Annotated in this window: 17 protein-coding genes and 1 tRNA gene; 3 read left to right on the forward strand and 15 right to left on the reverse strand. The window is 58.2% G+C overall.

The genetic code is table 11. The annotated features are described in order from the left end of the window. Nucleotides 1-205: 205 nt before the first annotated feature. Nucleotides 206-562 carry a hypothetical protein gene (locus A3714_RS04530; RefSeq protein WP_063508260.1) on the forward strand — a complete coding sequence of 119 codons (357 nt, stop codon included), beginning with the start codon at nt 206-208 and terminating at the stop codon, nt 560-562. Between the two features lie 233 nt (nt 563-795). Here the strand turns inward: A3714_RS04530 and A3714_RS04535 are convergent, their stop codons facing one another. From A3714_RS04535 to A3714_RS04545, 3 genes are all read right to left on the reverse strand, one after another. Beyond that, nucleotides 796-993, reverse strand: coding sequence for an AlpA family transcriptional regulator (locus tag A3714_RS04535; protein ID WP_063508261.1), 198 nt, complete (start codon nt 991-993; stop codon nt 796-798). Nucleotides 994-1,042: 49 nt separating this feature from the next. Next, entirely contained in the window at nt 1,043-1,753 is a 711-nt protein-coding gene (locus A3714_RS18390; protein ID WP_082844632.1) for an inovirus Gp2 family protein, read from the reverse strand. Nucleotides 1,754-2,129: 376 nt separating this feature from the next. Beyond that, complete coding sequence (locus tag A3714_RS04545; protein ID WP_196220376.1) at nt 2,130-3,245, reverse strand: winged helix-turn-helix domain-containing protein; 1,116 nt, start codon at nt 3,243-3,245, stop codon at nt 2,130-2,132. Nucleotides 3,246-3,667: 422 nt separating this feature from the next. Between A3714_RS04545 and A3714_RS04550 the strand changes: the two genes are divergently transcribed. Beyond that, on the forward strand, nt 3,668-4,366 hold the full coding sequence (locus tag A3714_RS04550) for a hypothetical protein (protein WP_035249049.1): 699 nt from the start codon (nt 3,668-3,670) through the stop codon (nt 4,364-4,366). A 346-nt stretch (nt 4,367-4,712) separates the two neighbouring features. On the opposite strand, the gene A3714_RS04555 is transcribed toward A3714_RS04550, so the two are convergent. From A3714_RS04555 to guaB, 10 genes are all read right to left on the reverse strand, one after another. Beyond that, nucleotides 4,713-4,789 (reverse strand) — tRNA-Pro (locus tag A3714_RS04555). Nucleotides 4,790-5,163: 374 nt separating this feature from the next. After that, complete coding sequence (locus A3714_RS04560; protein ID WP_035249051.1) at nt 5,164-5,523, reverse strand: MerR family transcriptional regulator; 360 nt, start codon at nt 5,521-5,523, stop codon at nt 5,164-5,166. After that, nucleotides 5,504-5,806 carry an integration host factor subunit alpha gene (gene ihfA / locus A3714_RS04565; RefSeq protein WP_062817366.1) on the reverse strand — a complete coding sequence of 101 codons (303 nt, stop codon included), beginning with the start codon at nt 5,804-5,806 and terminating at the stop codon, nt 5,504-5,506. The genes A3714_RS04560 and ihfA overlap by 20 nt, the downstream gene beginning before the upstream one ends. A 25-nt stretch (nt 5,807-5,831) precedes the next feature. Beyond that, nucleotides 5,832-8,207 (reverse strand): phenylalanine--tRNA ligase subunit beta, encoded by a 2,376-nt coding sequence (gene pheT, locus A3714_RS04570; protein ID WP_063508263.1) that lies wholly within the window; start codon nt 8,205-8,207, stop codon nt 5,832-5,834. A 98-nt stretch (nt 8,208-8,305) separates the two neighbouring features. After that, nucleotides 8,306-9,325 carry a phenylalanine--tRNA ligase subunit alpha gene (pheS, locus tag A3714_RS04575; protein WP_063508264.1) on the reverse strand — a complete coding sequence of 340 codons (1,020 nt, stop codon included), beginning with the start codon at nt 9,323-9,325 and terminating at the stop codon, nt 8,306-8,308. A gap of 262 nt (nt 9,326-9,587) precedes the next feature. After that, a complete protein-coding gene (rplT, locus tag A3714_RS04580) occupies nt 9,588-9,947 on the reverse strand; it encodes a 50S ribosomal protein L20 (protein WP_062817369.1) in 360 nt (119 codons plus the stop codon). 26 nt (nt 9,948-9,973) lie between these two features. Next, complete coding sequence (gene rpmI / locus A3714_RS04585) at nt 9,974-10,168, reverse strand: 50S ribosomal protein L35 (RefSeq protein WP_062817370.1); 195 nt, start codon at nt 10,166-10,168, stop codon at nt 9,974-9,976. A 38-nt stretch (nt 10,169-10,206) separates the two neighbouring features. Further along, entirely contained in the window at nt 10,207-10,752 is a 546-nt protein-coding gene (gene infC / locus A3714_RS04590) for a translation initiation factor IF-3 (RefSeq protein WP_369799169.1), read from the reverse strand. 354 nt (nt 10,753-11,106) lie between these two features. Beyond that, entirely contained in the window at nt 11,107-12,678 is a 1,572-nt protein-coding gene (gene guaA, locus A3714_RS04595; RefSeq protein WP_063508265.1) for a glutamine-hydrolyzing GMP synthase, read from the reverse strand. 97 nt (nt 12,679-12,775) lie between these two features. Next, nucleotides 12,776-14,245 carry an IMP dehydrogenase gene (gene guaB, locus A3714_RS04600; protein WP_062817379.1) on the reverse strand — a complete coding sequence of 490 codons (1,470 nt, stop codon included), beginning with the start codon at nt 14,243-14,245 and terminating at the stop codon, nt 12,776-12,778. Nucleotides 14,246-14,724: 479 nt separating this feature from the next. Between guaB and xseA the strand changes: the two genes are divergently transcribed. Then, nucleotides 14,725-16,083 (forward strand): exodeoxyribonuclease VII large subunit, encoded by a 1,359-nt coding sequence (xseA, locus tag A3714_RS04605; RefSeq protein ID WP_062817380.1) that lies wholly within the window; start codon nt 14,725-14,727, stop codon nt 16,081-16,083. Here the strand turns inward: xseA and A3714_RS04610 are convergent. Both A3714_RS04610 and A3714_RS04615 read right to left on the reverse strand, forming a co-directional pair. Further along, nucleotides 16,028-17,959 carry an ATP-binding protein gene (locus tag A3714_RS04610; RefSeq protein ID WP_063509319.1) on the reverse strand — a complete coding sequence of 644 codons (1,932 nt, stop codon included), beginning with the start codon at nt 17,957-17,959 and terminating at the stop codon, nt 16,028-16,030. The two genes, xseA and A3714_RS04610, sit on opposite strands and share 56 nt — an antisense overlap. Next, nucleotides 17,956-18,813: a hypothetical protein gene (locus tag A3714_RS04615; RefSeq protein ID WP_063509320.1), complete on the reverse strand. Its 858-nt coding sequence runs from the start codon at nt 18,811-18,813 to the stop codon at nt 17,956-17,958. Before A3714_RS04615 ends, A3714_RS04610 begins: the two co-directional genes overlap by 4 nt.

The raw sequence follows: 18,813 nt of genomic DNA on the forward strand, positions 1-18,813 counted from the left end.
AGATACCATCGAAGAAACGCCACACGAGAACATACAGTCCGCCCTCTACCTAATTTACAACGAAAACTTCGACACACTATTTGCTTATGAAGATGCCCTACAGCAAATAGCGGAGCTTTGATCATACTTCAATAAGACCCAGTCGCTGACTAGAACGGGCAGCGAATCTGCCCGTTTTATCATCTCCTCAAACTAGGACAACTCAATGAGCAAAGATATTGACATCGAAAAATACACCTCCGAAGACATCACTACTGAAAAGCTCTCCGAACTCATTGCCAAGAAAGCTTCCTTTCAAATTGTCGCGGTCAAGAACATCAGCTCCGTGGTAAATAAAGTCGAGGGAGCCATTGAAAAAAAAGGGCTACGTTGCCGCGTGTACACAGAATACAGAGCGGCCTCCTTAGCCAGCTTCGCTATCCCGACTGGCTTTACCCAGGTTACTGGCTTTGCCTCAGTGATTGGCATCGCCGCTCATAATCTCGCCACTTTCAACCCTGATTATGAGATAGGCAAGAACAAACCTGCCGGCAAAGTGACAGTGCTGTATAAGAAAGATTAGCGCCTTATTGGTAACAGCACCGTCACGTCGTGTGTGGATACCCGAGCAGAACATCCTCTCGGATAGTCCCCGTTTTCCTCGCCTACTACGCTCCAAGGTCTCGATCAATTGGCATTAAACCTCCCCGGTCCTATTGGTACCGGGGTCTACCATTACAAATTGGAGCCCCCTCCTGCTTTCATCTGATACAAAACCTCGCAGCCATCCATGAACCACGAAAGCCCAATAGCCGGTCAATGAGGCACTTCCTGGCAATCCCTCTCCTCAATCCTCTCCAAAATCCAGGCCTCGATTTCATCAGATACCCAGCCAACCGTTCTTCCACCAAGCGGTACTGGCTTGGGGAATACACCCTCAGCAATACGCTTGTAGATCGAAGAACGGCCAAGACCGGTATCTCGTATCACTTCTGTTAGCCTCATGAATCGCATGAAATTCTCCTCGTCATTCGTTCATGCGATAGCGCAGCAACGTAAAAACTTACTCACCTCCTCTCTGGCTACAGCCAAAGTTCCTAAACCCATCGTCATAAAGCTTGGTATCCACCTTTGCCAAGTAGCTCATGCGCCTGAACACCTCATGATATTGCGCGGTATACATAGACGATCCTTTTGAAATCAGCTGGACCGGGCTATCAGGGAAATGGACTAAACCGATTCCTTGACTCCCAGTCAGACCAAGAGTGCGACCCCAAGCTCGCTGAATACGCTCTGCCATGTTGCTAACTGCTTGTTCTTCCGCCAACCACCAGGGGAAGTCCGGCTCTTGCTGACCTAAGATACGCCCCAACGCGGAGTAAGCATCCCTATTGACCATAATGGCAATATGATAATGGGGCTGCCCTTCCCCACCGAACTCGCGACACCAGATCATACGAACATGGCAGTCATGAACCCGTTTTCCCTGGCCGCGCTTACGCTTCGAGTCGCACCTGATCTGCGAACGAAGAGAGTTGATGAAGCCGCTTGCCTGCCCCCCTTTGGGACCTGACCAACCGTACGGCAGCCTAGCAACGAAATGGATGACACAGGTTCGTGGATGCTCATTTAAGGCCCGGTCCAAAGTAGACCGGATAGATTTGAGGTAATTCACCGCGAGTGGACGGTCAGGCCTTGCCAGTACCGGCAAGCCCTCCCAGACTGATTCATAGTGGAGTTTGAGGTTGGTGTTGCTTGAATGTCGTTTTCTCATTGTCTGGCACCTATGGTTTCTTCATAGGTACCAGCGCACTGGTTGAAATTTACTCATGAGCAGGCTGGTTTGGTCCAGCCTGCCTGTTACTCAACCAACTGCACTTACCAGCCTTCACAAGTGGGCTGGCTAAGTGACTTTATGACTATATATATCTATTACCGACACTCAGAGCGGGTTATCAAGTACTGAAAGCCCACAACAGGGCCTTTACCCCACAGACGGGAGCCCAAATAGCGCTATCCAGTTAAAACAATCGATTACGAGTTCTGGAACGGGGTTATCGTACCCAGAAGGCCCACAAACCAATAACACTATTGAGCTTGAAGGCTGACATCAATTCACAGCTTAAATCAGTGCTATCCACGGTATGTAACTACCCCTCATCCTCAATACCAACTTCCGTGTCTACAACCTCCTTTTTGGTCTTTACACTTGGCTTAACAAGCAGGCCAATTTCATACTGCTCTTTTGTAGACAAGTCTACACGGTTGATTTCCTTAGTTGATTTTACATAATCGATTGAAGCCCCTTGGTAAATCCCCGGAGTAACATTTCTGCCTGGCGGCGGCGCAACCACAGCCTTTAAAATCAACAACTTACCATTCTCTGTTGATCGCAATATCGATATCCTACCATCTGGTGGCATAAGCAAACGCATCACCCCTAGTTTTTTGCTTAGCACTTCAGATTTCATGCACGCAGCCCTCCATATCCAGCCAGATAGGAACATCGCCGCTCTAGAGGCCGCCTCATCGCTACCCTTTCTCTCCTTTACACATAGCAATGCCTCCATTTCTAAGCGCAGATTGATGCTTGGTTCTGGTAGAAATTGACTGCCAATGAATAAGTATCTATCGGTCAATATTTGACCTACATAATCGTCTAAAACAGCCTGCAGATATTCTTCAAGCCCATCGAGCACAGCATCTTTGAGTCTTTTAGCAACGTCATCTTCACACTTCACCGGCAACAAATAGTTTCTACGGTCATATTCAATGGCAACGTAGGAATCATCCTCACAACCATTACTGAGAATCCTTATCAACTGAGGAATCTCTCGGCCCGGGTGGTACTGATCTTTTTTTTGTATATGAAGGACAAACGCCCGACCACACCAGCTAGCCTCAAAAATAGGGTGAGCCAGGTTGAGAAAATAGATGCTCGGGCACTTGCCGATTCCTATATCACTCACAATCCCAGCAACCACATCTCGCATGTACCCTAAGCGCCAAAGCTTCCTCAAATGCCGGCGTACTCTTTGAACTGACATCCCCACCTGCTTGGCCAAGCCAAAAGTCGAACAATTTCTGACTACACCGCAGGAATCCGCCTCAGTCAGCAACACTATAAGAACCAGCTTGCTACCGACACTCAGGGCATCAGGGTTGGGAGGGCCAAAAGTACGACCTTTCTTTCTCGTGACCTCCAACCCTCCAGGTGAGGGAATACTGAGCAGTGACTTTACCAGCCCCTCATGTCCCACACTCACTGGCCCAACCTGGAGATTCAACCGATCGGCAACGAGCTTTGAAAGTCGATAATCGTAAGACGGCCTTCCGGTCCTACCTTCAACGCGCCGGGCATCAAGAAGACCTTGGTCAACCAGTACCCCTATCGAATGACGGGCTAATCTCTCACTAACTCCCAACTTCCCCGCCAAACGGTCCAGAGACGTTTGAGCCCATTCGCCTATACCAAATTGATAGATAAAGGCAGTCAAAAAATATCGCTCAGCGGCCTGCAGCTCTTCAGACGACAAGCAGTTAAAGCTGGATACTAGAGCATTGCCAAGGTACATATTTGCACAAATGATATCTATTTTTGCCCATTATCAATTATGATCATATTTACGTCAATTCATACGGTATGATTTACTTGTCATGAAAATCTCAAGCATTAGGAGCATTGAAAGTGAAGAAACCAATCCCACCGAAAGAGTGGCTTGGCTCCGACAAGGACAAGTCAGATTGGGCCAGGCACTATTTGCGAAACAACCCCCCATCAGCCCTTTCAGTAAAAGCTCCCCACGAAGAGAACGAGCCGACCTTGATGACACTGGAAAGAATTTGGAATAACGGATTGGGGGCAGATGCTTTTGCACGCATCAAACGAGCATGGAATGCTTACAGCTACCGGAAGAACAAAAACAAGCGGACTTTCAGTTTTGTGCTACCCGTAGAAGAAGCTCTGTTTTTGAAACGTACGTCCAAATATCTAAAGGTGTCACAAAGCGCCCACCTGACAGCTCTGATTTGCCAGGATAGAACACATATCGAGAAACTGAGAAATGAGCATCAACAAAGACTCGAAGGCGCCAGAAAAACGCGCAATTCACTGGTAGAGGACAGAAAAACCAAAGAGCTAGGTCGCCTGCGGAAAGAAAATACGAGGCATGCGGGCATTCTCAAGCAATATGAAGAACTTATAAGAAAGCTAGTAGAGAAAGACCTTGTAAGGCAGGAATTAGAAAGGCAGGGATTGCAGGACCCCATACAACTCGATGCGAACAAAAGGGACGACCTGGACTCTCAAGCCAAAAAGCTGGCAGCAAGACACCTTGAGGATGCTCGAATTGACGCGTCTCGCACTTCTAACTACTCAGCGCCCTGACACCACCTCCAAGTGATCCACCCAACGCTGCAACTACAAGCGTCACCCAGCCTCATAGCTATGGAGTACCCTCAACCCCTTTTCTAGAGTGATCCGGCACAGCTTCAGCCATCTTGCCGGGCATCCAATACGCGCCAGGCCTTTGTAAACGGACCGCCTGACCAATCAGGGAAAACTAAAGGTCAGTGGCGCGTAAAGTAAAGGAGACAGGCCAGCCACAGGGATTAGCTATTGAGAAACGGTGACGGAACGGTGACGAAACACAGAAAAGCATAAGCGACGCCTAAAAACCAAAAAGGCCAGTCATCCATGACTGGCCTATCTCTTTGTTTTTCCGACCTTAATTTGGTCGGGACGGGAGGATTCGAACCTCCGACCCCTTGCACCCCATGCAAGTGCGCTACCAGGCTGCGCTACGCCCCGAGATGTGCTTGGCAGGCAGAGCTACCAAAGCGGCGGCAATCATAGCGGATTTGGTGGGGGGATGGAACCGGTAAAGTGCTGATTGGTCAGGGTTTGAGCGATGGGGGCAAGTTTCATGTTGCAAGGGGCAACGCGGGAGAGGCCGTGCCGACTGGAGTGCCTCGGCCCGCTTCCATTAGCGTCGGAGCGCGGGGTGAGCGGTGGCTATGTGTTTGGGCAATAGGGTCTTTTCTGGTGGGCCCGGTGAGGGCTGCTGGCTCTTCGCCATGCGAGCATGGGCTCCAACGGCGACTCGCGGGTATGAAAAAGCCCCGGGAGCGGGGCTGCCGGGGCTTTTTCGCCATCGGGGATGGCGGGGAACGGTTGGTGCCGGATCAGGAGGCTTTGAGGACGTCGAGGACCTCTTCCATCTCCACGATCATCTGCTTGATGAGCTGGTGGTACTGGGTGGCCTGTTCGGCATTGGCGCCGCCGGTGAGCTGCTGGCGGGCACCGCCGATGGTGAAGCCCTGATCGTACAGCAGGCTGCGGATCTGGCGGATCATCAGCACGTCCTGGCGCTGATAGTAGCGACGATTGCCACGGCGCTTGACCGGCTTGAGCTGGGGGAATTCCTGCTCCCAGTAGCGCAGCACGTGGGGCTTTACGTCACACAGGTCGCTGACTTCACCGATGGTGAAATAACGTTTCCCTGGAATCGCCGGCAATTCGTCGTTATGACTTGGTTCCAGCATAGGCCTCAACCCGTTGTTTTAATTTTTGTCCTGGACGGAAGGTGACAACCCGGCGGGCGGTGATGGGAATTTCCTCACCGGTTTTCGGGTTGCGCCCTGGCCGTTCACTCTTGTCCCTGAGATCAAAGTTGCCGAAGCCGGAGAGTTTCACGGGCACGTTGTTTTCCAGCGAATGGCGGATCTCTTCGAAGAACATCTCCACCATTTCTTTCGCTTCACGTTTGTTCAGGCCAAGCTCTTCGAACAAACGCTCGGCCATGTCCGCTTTGGTCAGCGCTCCCATCAATAGCTCCCTAACCCTTCCTTAATCAGTCCCTTAAGGCGGCGTTAAACTGTTGTTTTAACTGGGATACTACGGCATCCACCAGGTCGTTTACCTCTTCATCCTTAAGAGTGCGCGAACGGTCCTGGAAGGTCAAGCCCAAAGCAAGGCTTTTACGATTTTCACCGATGCTATCACCTTGATATATATCAAAAATCCGAACCCCTGTGAGACGTTCGTCACAGGCATTGCGGACCGCCGCCACCAGCTCGCCGGCGGGCACGTTGTCTTCCACGACAAAGGCCAAATCGCGACGCATGCGGGGCTGGTCGGAGACTCCGGCAAATGCCGGTAATACGCCCTGCTGCAGGGGCGCGAGGGCCAGTTCGAAGGCGTACAGCTGGGTCGGCAGGTCCAGATCGGCGGCCAGACGCGGGTGGATGCGACCCAGGTAGCCGACCACCTCGCCATCGCGTTTGAGGGCGGCGGTCTGGCCCGGGTGCAGGGCCGGATGCTCGCCGGGCTCGAAGCGGAAGGCGTCGGCGTCGGACAGGGTCAGTAGCGCTTCCACGTCCCCTTTCAGGTCAAAGAAGTCCACCGGACGCTTGCCTTCCCAGTTCTGCGGCTGGGCGCTGCCGTAGAGCAGGCCGGCGATCATGGGAGTCTGTTCCAGCCCCTGCTCGGTCGGTACGAAGCGCAGGCCGGTTTCGAACAGGCGCAGGCGGTCGGCCTGGCGGTTCAGGTTGTGGCGGGCGGTGCTGAACAGGCCGGCCAGCAAGGTGGTGCGCATGACGCCCAGGTCCGTGGAGATGGGGTTAAGCAGCGGCAGCGGCTCCACCCGTGGCTCTACCTGCTTGAGCAGACCCGGCTCCACGAAGGTGTAAGTGATCGCTTCCAGATAACCACGGTCAATCAGGGCATCGCCCAGGCGGCGCTGGTTGACGGTCTGCTCGGCCATCGGCTCGCCGGAGGGGGAACCGGCCGGCACCCGGCTGGGCAGCTTTTCATAGCCATAGATGCGCGCCAGTTCCTCGATCAGGTCGGCTTCGATGGCCATGTCGAAACGCCAGCTGGGAGCGAGCACCATCCATTCCTTGCCGCTTTCCTGGGTGGACACTTCCATGCCCAGGCGGCTGAGGATGTCTTCAACCTGTTCGGCGGGCAGGCCCATGCCCAGCAGGCCTTCGATGCGGTCGGCACGCAGGGTGATTTCCGCCTGGCGCGGCAGCTTGCTCTCGTCTACCGCTTCGCTGACCGGGCCCGGTTGGCCGCCGGCGATCTCCAGGATCAGGGCGGTGGCCCGTTCGATGGCCTCGTTCTGCAGCTGCGGGTCCACGCCCCGCTCGAAGCGGTGGGAGGAATCCGTGTGCAGGCCGTAGGAGCGGGCCTTGCCGGCGATGGCCAGGGGCGCGAAGAAGGCGCATTCCAGGAAGATGTCCCGGGTGTCGCTGGTGACGGAGGACGGCTTGCCGCCCATGACACCGGCCAGGGCCAGGGCATCGCTGTCGTCGGCGATGACCAGGGTGTCGTCGCGCAGGGTCAGCTCCTGGTCGTCCAGGGTCAGCAGTGCTTCCTCGGCCTTGGCCTTGCGCACGGTGATGCCGCCGTTGAGCTTGGACAGATCGAAGGCATGCAGGGGCTGGCCCAGCTCCAGCAGCACGTAGTTGGTCACGTCGACGATGGGGTCGATGGTGCGCAGGCCAGCGCGGCGCAGGCGCTCGATCAGCCACAGGGGGCTGTCGGCGTTCACGTTGACGCCCTTGATGACCCGGCCCAGGTAACGGGGGCAGCCCTCGCTGTCCGCCAGGGTGACGCTGAGGGTGTCGTCGATGGCCGGGGCCACCTTGTCGATGTTCATGTTGGCCAGCGGGCTCTGGTTCATCACCCCCACTTCCCGGGCGATGCCACGCACGCTCAGGCAGTCGGCACGATTGGGCGTCAGGTCCACTTCGATGACCGCATCGTTGAGCTGCAGATAATCACGGACATCGGTGCCCACCGGGGCGTCTTCCGGCAGTTCCATCAGGCCATCGATGAGGTCTTCCAGGCCCAGCTCGGAGGCACCGCAGAGCATGCCGTTGGATTCCTGGCCGCGCAGCTTGGCTTTCTTGATCTTGAAGTCGCCGGGCAAGACCGCGCCCACCTGGGCGAAGGGAATTTTCAGGCCGGTGCGCACGTTGGACGCGCCGCAGACTACCTGCACGGTGTCGGTGCCATTGGTGACCTGGCAGACGCTGAGCTTGTCCGCATCCGGGTGCGGTTCGCAGCTTTCCACCTGACCGACCACCACGCCGGTGAAGGCCGGGGCGGCGGGTTCCACGGCGTCCACTTCCAGGCCGGCCATGGTCAGTTGCTTCACCAGGGTGTCGGTATCGATGGCGGGGTTGACCCATTCCCGCAACCAGGCTTCGTTAAAACGCATTGTCGAATTCCTTTAAATCATGGGAGTTTCTGTATGGCCGCCGGGGAATTCGCCTTGTGAACAAGGCGCCAACGGCGGCATCTTGGTACAGAAACGCCTTAACCGAACTGGGACAGGAAGCGGGTGTCGTTTTCGAAGAACATCCGCAGGTCGTTAACGCCGTAGCGCAGCATGGTGAGACGCTCCACACCCATGCCGAAGGCAAAACCGCTGTATTCACTGGCGTCCACACCGCCGTGCTCCAGCACCTTCGGGTGCACCATGCCGCAGCCCATCACTTCCAGCCAGCCGGTATGGGAACACACCCGGCAGCCTTTACCGCCACAGCTGACACAGCCCACGTCCACTTCGGCGCTGGGCTCGGTGAACGGGAAGTAGCTGGGGCGAAAACGCACCGGCAGGTCTTCCACTTCGAACACAAACTTGAGGAATTCCGCCACGGTGCCGCGCAGGTCGGCAAAGGTGACGTCCTTGTCCACCAGCAGCCCTTCCACCTGGTGGAACATGGGAGTGTGGGTCAGGTCGGAGTCACAACGGTATACCCGGCCCGGGGCAATGATGCGGAACGGCGGTTTGCCCTGCTCCATCACCCGTACCTGCACCGGCGAGGTGTGGGTACGTAGCAGACGGCCGTCACCGAAGTAGAAGGTGTCGTGCATGGCCCGCGCCGGGTGGTGGGACGGAATATTCAGGGCTTCGAAGTTGTGGAAGTCATCTTCCACTTCCGGCCCTTCGGAAATATCAAAGCCGAGACGCAGGAAGAAATCTTCAATGCGGCGACGCATGCGGGTGACCGGGTGCAGGTTGCCGGGCAGTTCGCCCCGGCCCGGCAGGGTCACGTCCACGGTTTCACTGGCCAGCTGCTGGGCCAGGGCCGCTTCTTCCATGGCATGCTTGCGGGTGGCGATGGCATCCTGGACTTTCTGTTTGCCCTCGTTGATCACCGCACCGGCCTGGGGGCGCTCTTCCGCGCTCAACTTGCCAAGGCCCTTCATCAGGGCGCTGATCTCGCCTTTCTTGCCCAGGTACTTCACCCGGACATCGTCCAGGGCCCGGATATCGCCAGCCTGTTCGACGTCTGCCAGGGCAGCATCAACCAGGGCGTTGAGATTTTCCATTGAAGACTCCGCAGTCTTTAGAAAACGGCAAGCTGCAAGCTACAAGCTGCAACGCGGTTCAGAACCCTGCCAACCGACTACCACTTGAGCCGCGCCGACACATTGCGGCACGGGGAAAGCGTTTTCGTGTGGCTGCATGGAGGAATCGTGTTGCAGCTTGCAGCTTGTCGCTTGCCTCTGGTCTTTTTTCAAACAAAAACGGGGGAAGAGCGCGAGCTCTTCCCCCGTTGAGTATGCTGTTTTGTCTAGGACGAAACAGTAATCAGGCGGTGAGACTCGCTTTGGCTTTTTCGGCCAAAGCGCTAAAGGTTGCCTGATCGCGGACAGCGATGTCCGCCAGTACTTTACGGTCAACTTCGATGGACGCTTTTTTCAGACCATCGATCATGCGGCTGTAGGACAGGCCGTTCAGACGCGCAGCGGCGTTGATACGAACAATCCACAGACGACGGAACTGACGCTTGCGAACCTTACGGTCGCGGTACGCGTACTGACCGGCTTTGGTAACGGCCTGAACCGCTACACGGAATACACGGCTGCGGGCACCGTAGTAGCCTTTAGCCTGCTTGAGAATCTTCTTGTGCCGGCGACGGGCCTGCACACCACGCTTTACTCGTGCCATTTTTCAGTCTCCAAAAACCGTATCAGTTATGCGTAGGGCATCATGCGTTTAACCAGAGCTACATCAGAATCATGTACCTCGGTTTTCGGACGCAGCTGACGGATAGTCTTGGAAGACTTCTTGGTCAGGATGTGGTTTTTGAATGCCTGCTTGCGCTTGAAACCGGAGGCGGTTTTCTTGAAACGCTTGGCAGCCCCACGATTTGTCTTGATTTTAGGCATGGTACCTTCTCAAGTTGGTGAATTAATTAAACAGTCGATCAGGACTGCTTCTTCTTTTTGCCCGGGCTGAGCACCATGATCATCTGGCGCCCTTCCATGTTCGGACGTTGCTCAACGGAACCGTATTCTTCCAGGTCCTTCTCGACACGTGCGAGAAGCTCCCGGCCCAGTTCCTGGTGAGCCATCTCCCGGCCGCGGAAACGGACGGTGATTTTCGCTTTGTCGCCGGCCTCGAGGAAACGAATGAGGTTACGCAGTTTCACCTCATAGTCACCAATGTCGGTGCCGGGACGGAATTTGATTTCCTTGACCTGGGTCTGGCGCTGTTTCTTGCGCCCTTCCTTGGCCTTCTGTTTGGCTTCAAACAGGTGTTTGCCGTAATCCATGATTCGGCAAACCGGCGGTTCCGCACCAGGGGAGATTTCCACCAGATCCAGCTGTTTTGCGGTGGCTTTCTCCAGCGCTTCCTGCAGGGTCACAATACCGACCTGCTCACCGTCCACATCAATCAACCGTACTTCGGTTGCCTGGATTTGCTGATTTATATTGGCGCGCTGCTCGCGGCCTTTGCCTCCACGCTTAATGTCGTGAACCTCCAATCTGTTATCGAAAACGAGACGAGTCGCCTCATCGCCTCAGTAAATAGGCGCGCATTGTATGCCACCACAACGGGCACAACAACCCCGACCCCTGCGGCCGGCGTGCGCAACTGACTGAAACGGAATGAATTCTGGCCGGTTGAGCGGTCTCTCTCCTGCCAGGCCACTGCATAACAGCGCCTGAAAACCGGCAAGGGAGCGTATTTTAAGCAAATCCGGACACTTTTCAAGCGCCCGGAACGGTATATTCCCATGGCTGGCGGCGGGATGCTTGCCGCCGGGAAGGCGAATCGCACCGCCAGCCACGCTCCTACAGGGTGGGTTAAGCCGGTTTCAGACTTATTCCCACTCAATCGTGGCCGGTGGCTTGGACGAGATGTCGTAGGTGACGCGGCTGATGCCGGGGATCTCGTTGATGATCCGGCTGGAGACCAGCTCCAGGAACTCATAGGGCAGATGCGCCCAGCGAGCGGTCATGAAGTCGATGGTTTCCACCGCGCGCAGGGCCACCACGTATTCGTAGCGACGGGCATCGCCCACCACGCCCACGGACTTGACCGGCAGGAACACGGCAAACGCCTGGCTGGTCTTGTGATACAGGCCGGCAGCGCGCAGCTCTTCAATGAAGATATGGTCAGCCAGGCGCAGGGTGTCGGCGTATTCCTTTTTCACTTCACCCAGGATGCGCACGCCCAGGCCCGGCCCCGGGAAGGGGTGACGGTAGACCATGTCATAGGGCAGCCCCAGCTCCAGGCCGATCTTTCGCACTTCGTCCTTGAACAGTTCACGCAGGGGTTCTACCAGCTTGAGCTTCATGTCTTCCGGCAGGCCGCCCACGTTATGGTGGCTCTTGATCACATGGGCGCCACCGGTCTTGCTGGCGGCGGATTCGATCACATCCGGGTAGATGGTGCCCTGGGCCAGCCAGTTGGCGTTCTTCAGCTTGCCGGCTTCCTCGTCGAAGATGTCGATGAAGGTGTTGCCGATGATCTTGCGCTTCCTTTCCGGGTCCGCTTCGCCGGCCAGCTTGCCCAGGAAGTTGTCTTCCGCGTCCACGCGGATCACTTTCACGCCCATGTTGTCGGCGAACATTTCCATGACCTGGTCACCTTCCTGGTGACGCAGCAGGCCGTTGTCCACGAACACGCAGGTGAGCTGGTCGCCAATGGCCTTGTGCAGCAGCGCCGCCACCACGGAGGAATCCACCCCGCCGGACAGGCCCAGGATCACTTCATCGGTGCCCACCTGCTCGCGGATGGTGTCGATGGCATCGTTGATGATGTTGCTCGGGGTCCACAGGGCTTCACAGTCGCACAGTTCACGCACGAAGCGCTCCAGCAGACGGCCGCCCTGCAGGGTGTGAGTCACTTCCGGGTGGAACTGGATGCCATAGAAGCGTTTTTCGTCGTTGGCCATGCCAGCGATGGGGCAGCTGCCGGTGGTGGCGGTAGTGACGAACCCGGCCGGCATTTCGCCGACACGGTCACCGTGGCTCATCCAAACATCCAGGTATTCCTTGCCCTGTTCTTCGTGGTCGACAATGCCGTCCAGCAGGCGATTCTTTTCCGCCTTTTCCACGCGCGCGTAGCCGAATTCATGCTTTTCACCGGCAATCACCTTGCCGCCCAGCTGCTCGGCCATGGTCTGCATGCCGTAGCAGATGCCCAGCACCGGGATACCGGCCTCGAACACCGCTTCCGGGGCACGGGGGGTTTCTGCGGCGGTGACGGATTCAGGGCCACCGGACAGGATAATGCCCTTGGGCGCGAATTCGCGGATCTCCTCGGCGGTCATGTCGAAGGCCCGGATTTCGCAGTACACGCCGATTTCCCGCACCCGGCGGGCAATCAGCTGGGTGTATTGGGAACCGAAGTCCAGAATCAGGATGCGCTGGGCATGGATATCTTTCATGGCTCGCTTTCCGCTGGCGCCTGGCTGGCAGGCTGTAAATACAAGGGCCGGCAGCGCCGGCCCTGAATCAATAAAACATGTCGAAGCGTGATGGACTTCAGCCCACCGGGTAGTTCGGCGCCTCTTTCGTGATCGTCACATCGTGCACGTGGGATTCCTTCATACCCGCGTTGGTGACTTTCACGAATTCCGGCTTGGTGCGCATCTCTTCGATGGTGGCACAGCCGGTGTAACCCATGGAGGCACGCAGGCCACCCATCAGCTGGTGAACGATGGCACTCATGGGGCCCTTGTAGGGTACCCGGCCTTCGATGCCTTCCGGCACCAGCTTCTCGATACCGGCGGCAGCATCCTGGAAGTAACGGTCGGAGGAACCGGTGGAGCCGGACATGGCGCCCATGGAACCCATGCCACGGTATGCCTTGTAGTAGCTGCCCTGGAACAGTTCCACATCCCCCGGCGCTTCTTCCGTGCCGGCCAGCAGGGAGCCGATCATGATGGCGCTGGCGCCGGCGGCAACGGCCTTGGAAATGTCACCGGAGAAGCGGATGCCGCCGTCAGCGATCAAGGGAACATCGGTGCCCTTCAGCGCTTCGGCCACATCAGAAATGGCCGTAATCTGCGGCACGCCGATACCGGCCACGATACGGGTGGTACAGATGGAGCCCGGGCCGATGCCCACTTTCACAGCATCCGCACCGGCGGCAACCAGATCCTTGGCGGCGGCGGCGGTGGCAATGTTGCCGCCGATCACCTGCACCTCGGGGAAGTGCTTCTTCACCCAGGCCACCCGGTCGATTACGCCCTGGGAATGACCGTGGGCGGTATCCACCACGATCACGTCCACACCGGCTTCTACCAGAGCGGCAACGCGCTCGTCGGTACCGGCACCGGTGCCAACGGCTGCACCGACCCGCAGGCGTCCCTGGGAGTCCTTGCAGGCGTTGGGGTATTTGGCTGCTTTTTCGATGTCTTTCACGGTAATCATGCCGCGCAGCTCACCGCTGCCATTCACCACCACCACTTTTTCGATGCGGTGTTTGTGCAGCAACGCCTGGACTTCATCTGCACCGGCGCCTTCCTGCACGGTCACCAGCCGGTCCTTGCCGGTCATGATGTCTTTCACGCACTGGTCGTAATTAGTGATAAAGCGAGTGTCACGGCTGGTCACGATGCCCACCACCTGATCGCCTTCCACGACCGGCACACCGGAGATCTTGTTGGCTTCGGTGATGCGCAGCAGCTCGGCCACGGTGGTGTCCGGGCTGACGGTGATCGGATCTTTGACAACGCCGGATTCGTATTTCTTTACCATCCGCACGTTACGGGCCTGGTCGGCAATTTCCATGCTTTTATGGAGAATGCCGATGCCCCCTTCCTGGGCCATGGTAATAGCCAGGCGGTGCTCGGTGACCGTATCCATGGCTGCTGACGCCAGCGGAATATTGAGGGCGATGTCCCGGGTCAGTTTCGATTTCAGGGACACATCCTTGGGCAGCACATTGGAATGGGCGGGTACAAGCAGAACGTCGTCGAACGTCAATGCTTCTTGCACGATTCTGAGCATATTGCACCGTAGGAAGTGAGAGGGTTCCCGGCCAGAACCGCTGATTGGGGTTCTGTCGGGCGCACCCGGAGTTAAGGAGGAGGACCGGGTGCCGCCGGTTAAGGCGGCAGTGGGAGTCTCTGAATAGCCCCTTGCGTGCTCAGCGTGGCCTGAAGCGTGCAGCTGTTGTGCTTTGGCTCGACGGGAAGGGTGGTTCCCTTTTCAAGAGCCAAAGCGCAGCAGATGTGCGTTTCAGGCCTCGCCCTTCGGGTCTTCCAGGCTGGCCCACACTCGTTGTTGCACTTTCTCGACAGGCAACCAGCCTGCCTTCAAAAGTGCGCCTAGATTGTGAGCCAGCCTGAAAGACTGAGTACGCAAGGGGCTATCCAGAGACTCCCTGGGCCACCCCCGGAAATTAGGCGGGCGATTATACGTCAAACCCACCGTGGTACACAATCAGAGCGCTGGCAAGGTCGGAGGAAAATCGCTACCCTCCCGCGATGACCTTTTCATCCCGCGCCGAACCGCTATCGATCAGCCGACTGAACCTGGAAGCCCAGGGCCTGCTGGAAGGCTCCTTTCCGCTCATCTGGCTGCAGGGAGAACTGTCCAACTTTTCCCGTCCGGCTTCCGGCCACTGGTATTTCAGTCTGAAAGATTCGCGTGCCCAGATTAATGGGGCCATGTTTCGAAATCGCAACCGGCTGCTCGACTTTAATCCCCAGAATGGCCAGCAGGTGCTGGTGCGCGCCAAGGTCACCCTCTACGTGCCCCGCGGCAACTTCCAGATCGTGGTGGAGCACATGGAGCCCGCCGGACAGGGGGCACTGAAAGCCCAGTTCGAGGCGCTGAAGGCCCAGCTGCAGGCGGAGGGCCTGTTCGCCCAGGAACACAAACGCGCCCTGCCCGCCTGGCCTGGCCAGATCGGCGTGATCACCTCCCCCAGCGGCGCCGCCATCCGCGATATCCTGCAGGTACTCAAACGTCGCTGTCCGTCCATTCCGGTGGTGATCTACCCGGCGGCGGTTCAGGGAGACGATGCCCCGGGGCAACTTTGCCAGGCACTGGATCTGGCGGTTCGCCGGGACGAATGTGACGTGCTGATCATCGGTCGTGGCGGTGGCTCCCTGGAAGATCTGTGGGCTTTCAACGATGAGGCCCTTACCCGGGCCGTGGCCGCCTGCCCGATTCCCATCGTCTCTGCCGTGGGCCACGAGGTCGACACCGGCCTGACCGACTTTGCTGCGGATATGCGCGCACCGACCCCGTCCGCCGCCGCCGAACTGGTGAGCCCGGATCTGTCGGTGGTCACACAACGGCTGGGCGGCCTGCACCGGCGTCTGCGCTGGGTGATGGCCCAGCAGCTGCGCGCGCCCCAGGAACGGCTGCGTCACCTGAGCCAGCGCCTGCGCTCGCCGCGCCACTCTCTGGAACAGAGCAGCCAGCGACTGGATGAACTGCAGGGGCGCCTGCAGCGGCACATGCAACAACGGCTGGCACTGCTGCAGAGCCGCCTGCGCCCCAGTCAACAGCGGCTGGTCAGGCAGTCTCCACAACGGTTGCTGGCCGACCGCCAGCAACGGCTGCAGACCCTGGAAAAACGCTTGCCCCAACCCTTGCTGCGTCTTATCCAGCAACAGCAAGTGCAGTTGGGCAATCTGGGCAAACGGCTGCACACCGCCAGTCCCCTGGAAACCCTGGGACGCGGTTACAGCATTACCTTCAAGGGCGAACAGGCGGTGCGTTCCGTTGCGCAGATTGCGGCCGGCGATATGCTCACCACCCGCCTGGCGGACGGCGAGGTCAGCGCCCGGGTTGAGCGTGTTCAGGGGTCAGATAAGGGCTCAGCACCCGAGTAAGCTGCTGGCGCCGAAAGGGTTTTGCCAGGTGGGCGTTCATGCCTGCCACCATGCAGCGGTCGCGCTCTTCGTCCATGGCATTGGCGGTGAGCGCCACCACCGGGATCGGCGCCCGCCCCCGTTCGCGCTCCCATTGCCGCAAGGCCCGGGTGGCTTCCAGGCCATCCATCACCGGCATCTGCACATCCATGAGAATGCAGTCAAAATCCCGCTGACGGACTTTTTCCAGGGCTTCGTGCCCGTTTCTGGCGGTCACCACGGTGACGCCCATATGTTCCAGCAAACGCCGCGTCACCAGCTGATTCACCTCGTTATCCTCCACCAGCAACACCAGGCCGAACAGCAGCCCGCCGCGGCGGTCTTCCTCGTGCGCGGGTACCGCCAGCGGCGCCGGCGCCTGGCTGCGATAGAGCAAGCGCAACGACAGGGTAAAGGTGCTGCCCCCACCCTCCGCACTGCTCACGGTCAGGGTGCCGCCCAGCATTTCGCTGAGCCGGCGGGCGATGGCCAGCCCCAGGCCGGTGCCCCCAAAGCGCCGGGAGGTGGACGAATCAATCTGCGAGAAAGCCTTGAACAGGTCGCTCTGGCGATGCTGGGGGATACCGATCCCGGTGTCATGTACCGCCAGGGTCAGATCCAGCCAGTCATCGCGAATCTGCTCTGCGGTGATTTCCAGGGCCACGCCTCCTTCCTGGGTGAATTTCACCGCATTGGAAATCAGGTTGTTGAGCACCTGCCGTAACCGGGTCGGGTCGCTGCGCACCATTTTGCCGGCCAGCATCCCGGCATTGTCCAGACGCAGGTACAGCCCCTTGCTCTCCGCCATGTAGCGGAAGGTGGCCACACAATTTTCCAGCAATGGCAACAGCTCGAAAAAGACCGGATCCAGATCCATGCGCCCGGCTTCGATGCGGGAAAAATCGAGGATGTCGTTGATCACATCCAGCAGATGCCCGGTGGATTCCAGCGCTGCGCGGGTGTATTCGTTTTGCTCTTCGCTCTGGGCGGTTTCTTCCAGCAATTGCAGCATGCCCAGCACCCCGTTCATGGGCGTGCGCAGCTCGTGGCTCATCATGGCCAGAAAGTCGCTCTTGGCCTGGCTGGCCGTCTGCGCCTGACGATGGGCATGGCGCAGTTTATCGATGGCCGTCTGCTGCTCCCGATGGGCCCCTTCCAGGCTACCGGCCAGCTCGTTGATATCATCCTGCAGCTCGGCCAGCTCGCCGCGCAGATAACTGCTGCCACGCACCTGATAATCGCCATTGCGCAGGGTGCGCAGCAAACCGGAGAGATACCCCAGGGGGGAGGCGATCTGGCGAGCCAGATAATGGGCGATCCACAGGCCAATGATGATGGCGAACAGGGCGGGGAGCAGGCTTGCCAATAAGATTTCTTTCTGCCGCGCCAGTAACCGGGCGCTGGACATGCCCAGCACGACTTCACCGATCCGCTCGGGATTGCTGTCTGCGGCCTTTTCCTGGAGCGGGTCACCGTCGGAGACCGGCTGGCGGTAGATGCCAGAGTGGAATTCCAAAACATCGCTGTGATCCTGCTTCTGGTCTCGCCCTTCGTAGAGCAACACCTTGCCCTCGCCATCGTGGAAGACCACGTACTGCAGGTCCGCCTGCTGCATGGCCAGCCGTGCCTGACGGCGCAGGTCATTGTAGTTGCCTGCCAGCACCCCGTACTCCGAGGAGGAGGCAATCTGCTGGGCCAGATAACTGCCCAGTTCCCGCAGCTCCCGGTCCGCATCCTCGAAGCGCTGCCAGGTCAGGGCAACCAAGAGCAGCAGCAGCATGATCAGAGCCGGTACCAGGCCGAGAAGCTGCAGCTGCTTGCGGATTCCCGCCCCCTTTTTCACGGTGCCTTTTCTCATGGAGAGGCCTCCATGGCGTCACGGAGGGATTCGATGTCGTGGAAAACCATGTCAAAGCTGTTAGCCACGTGTTCGTTGACGGCGATGGTCGGGGTGTGAACAAAGCCGGAGCGGCGTAACCGCCGGCTGTTGTGAAAGAACTGCAGATGCACCAGCGTCTCCGCCACCAGATCCGCACCACTGGCATACAGACTGGCCACACTGCCCGCCTGGACATAGGCCTGGTCCGGACCGAACACAGGCCGGCGCAACCGGTAGCTGGTCAGCAGAATCAGCTTGGCCGTATCGGGACCGAACAGCTGGCCATCCACCGGCAGTAACAGGGCGTCGAAGTCGGCCAGGCGCTCCCGGAGCCGATCCCCCAACACTTCAACCGACGACACGGGCAACAGGGTGAGGCCCAGCCGCCCCTGATAATCCTGAACCATGCCCGGGGTCCAGGCACTTTTCGGGCCGACAATGACTCCCACCCGGCGGGCCAGAGGCATCATCACTTCCAGCATGGCTAACTGATCGTGCAACGCCACCCCCGCCCAGATGCCCTGACACTGGCAACGCTTGCGCTGAGCCAGGGCAACTGCCGAGCGGCTCACGTAGACGCCGAGCAAGGGCTTGTCCAGTTTCTGGGCGCGACGGAACTGTCGATCACCGATGGCGATCAGCAGTTCTGCCTGTTGCGGATCCGCCACCCGGCTCAGGGGTGGTATGGCGGCGGCGTCCAGCGCCTGAATAAAACTGTCCCGGAAGGGACCCTCATCGGCGAGAACGTGAATCGGCAACAGGGTCTGGGCACACAGGGACGGGGCCAGCCAGGCCAGCCACACCAACAGGATGAGGCGTCCCTGCCTGTTCAT

The sequence above is a fragment of the Alcanivorax sp. HI0007 genome, assembly GCF_001635525.1.
GTDB lineage: Bacteria > Pseudomonadota > Gammaproteobacteria > Pseudomonadales > Alcanivoracaceae > Alcanivorax.

Excerpts from the sequence above, each read along its gene's own strand:
- A3714_RS04535 (WP_063508261.1), bottom strand. The coding sequence starts at position 993 with ATGCGATTCATGAGGCTAACAGAAGTGATACGAGATACCGGTCTTGGC.
- rplT (WP_062817369.1), bottom strand. The coding sequence starts at position 9,947 with ATGGCACGAGTAAAGCGTGGTGTGCAGGCCCGTCGCCGGCACAAGAAG.
- A3714_RS04560 (WP_035249051.1), bottom strand. The coding sequence starts at position 5,523 with ATGCTGGAACCAAGTCATAACGACGAATTGCCGGCGATTCCAGGGAAA.
- guaA (WP_063508265.1), bottom strand. The coding sequence starts at position 12,678 with ATGAAAGATATCCATGCCCAGCGCATCCTGATTCTGGACTTCGGTTCC.
- pheS (WP_063508264.1), bottom strand. The coding sequence starts at position 9,325 with ATGGAAAATCTCAACGCCCTGGTTGATGCTGCCCTGGCAGACGTCGAA.
- A3714_RS04610 (WP_063509319.1), bottom strand. The coding sequence starts at position 17,959 with ATGAGAAAAGGCACCGTGAAAAAGGGGGCGGGAATCCGCAAGCAGCTG.
- A3714_RS04530 (WP_063508260.1), top strand. The coding sequence starts at position 206 with ATGAGCAAAGATATTGACATCGAAAAATACACCTCCGAAGACATCACT.
- A3714_RS04615 (WP_063509320.1), bottom strand. The coding sequence starts at position 18,813 with ATGAACAGGCAGGGACGCCTCATCCTGTTGGTGTGGCTGGCCTGGCTG.
- ihfA (WP_062817366.1), bottom strand. The coding sequence starts at position 5,806 with ATGGGAGCGCTGACCAAAGCGGACATGGCCGAGCGTTTGTTCGAAGAG.
- guaB (WP_062817379.1), bottom strand. The coding sequence starts at position 14,245 with ATGCTCAGAATCGTGCAAGAAGCATTGACGTTCGACGACGTTCTGCTT.
- rpmI (WP_062817370.1), bottom strand. The coding sequence starts at position 10,168 with ATGCCTAAAATCAAGACAAATCGTGGGGCTGCCAAGCGTTTCAAGAAA.
- xseA (WP_062817380.1), top strand. The coding sequence starts at position 14,725 with ATGACCTTTTCATCCCGCGCCGAACCGCTATCGATCAGCCGACTGAAC.
- A3714_RS18390 (WP_082844632.1), bottom strand. The coding sequence starts at position 1,753 with ATGAGAAAACGACATTCAAGCAACACCAACCTCAAACTCCACTATGAA.
- pheT (WP_063508263.1), bottom strand. The coding sequence starts at position 8,207 with ATGCGTTTTAACGAAGCCTGGTTGCGGGAATGGGTCAACCCCGCCATC.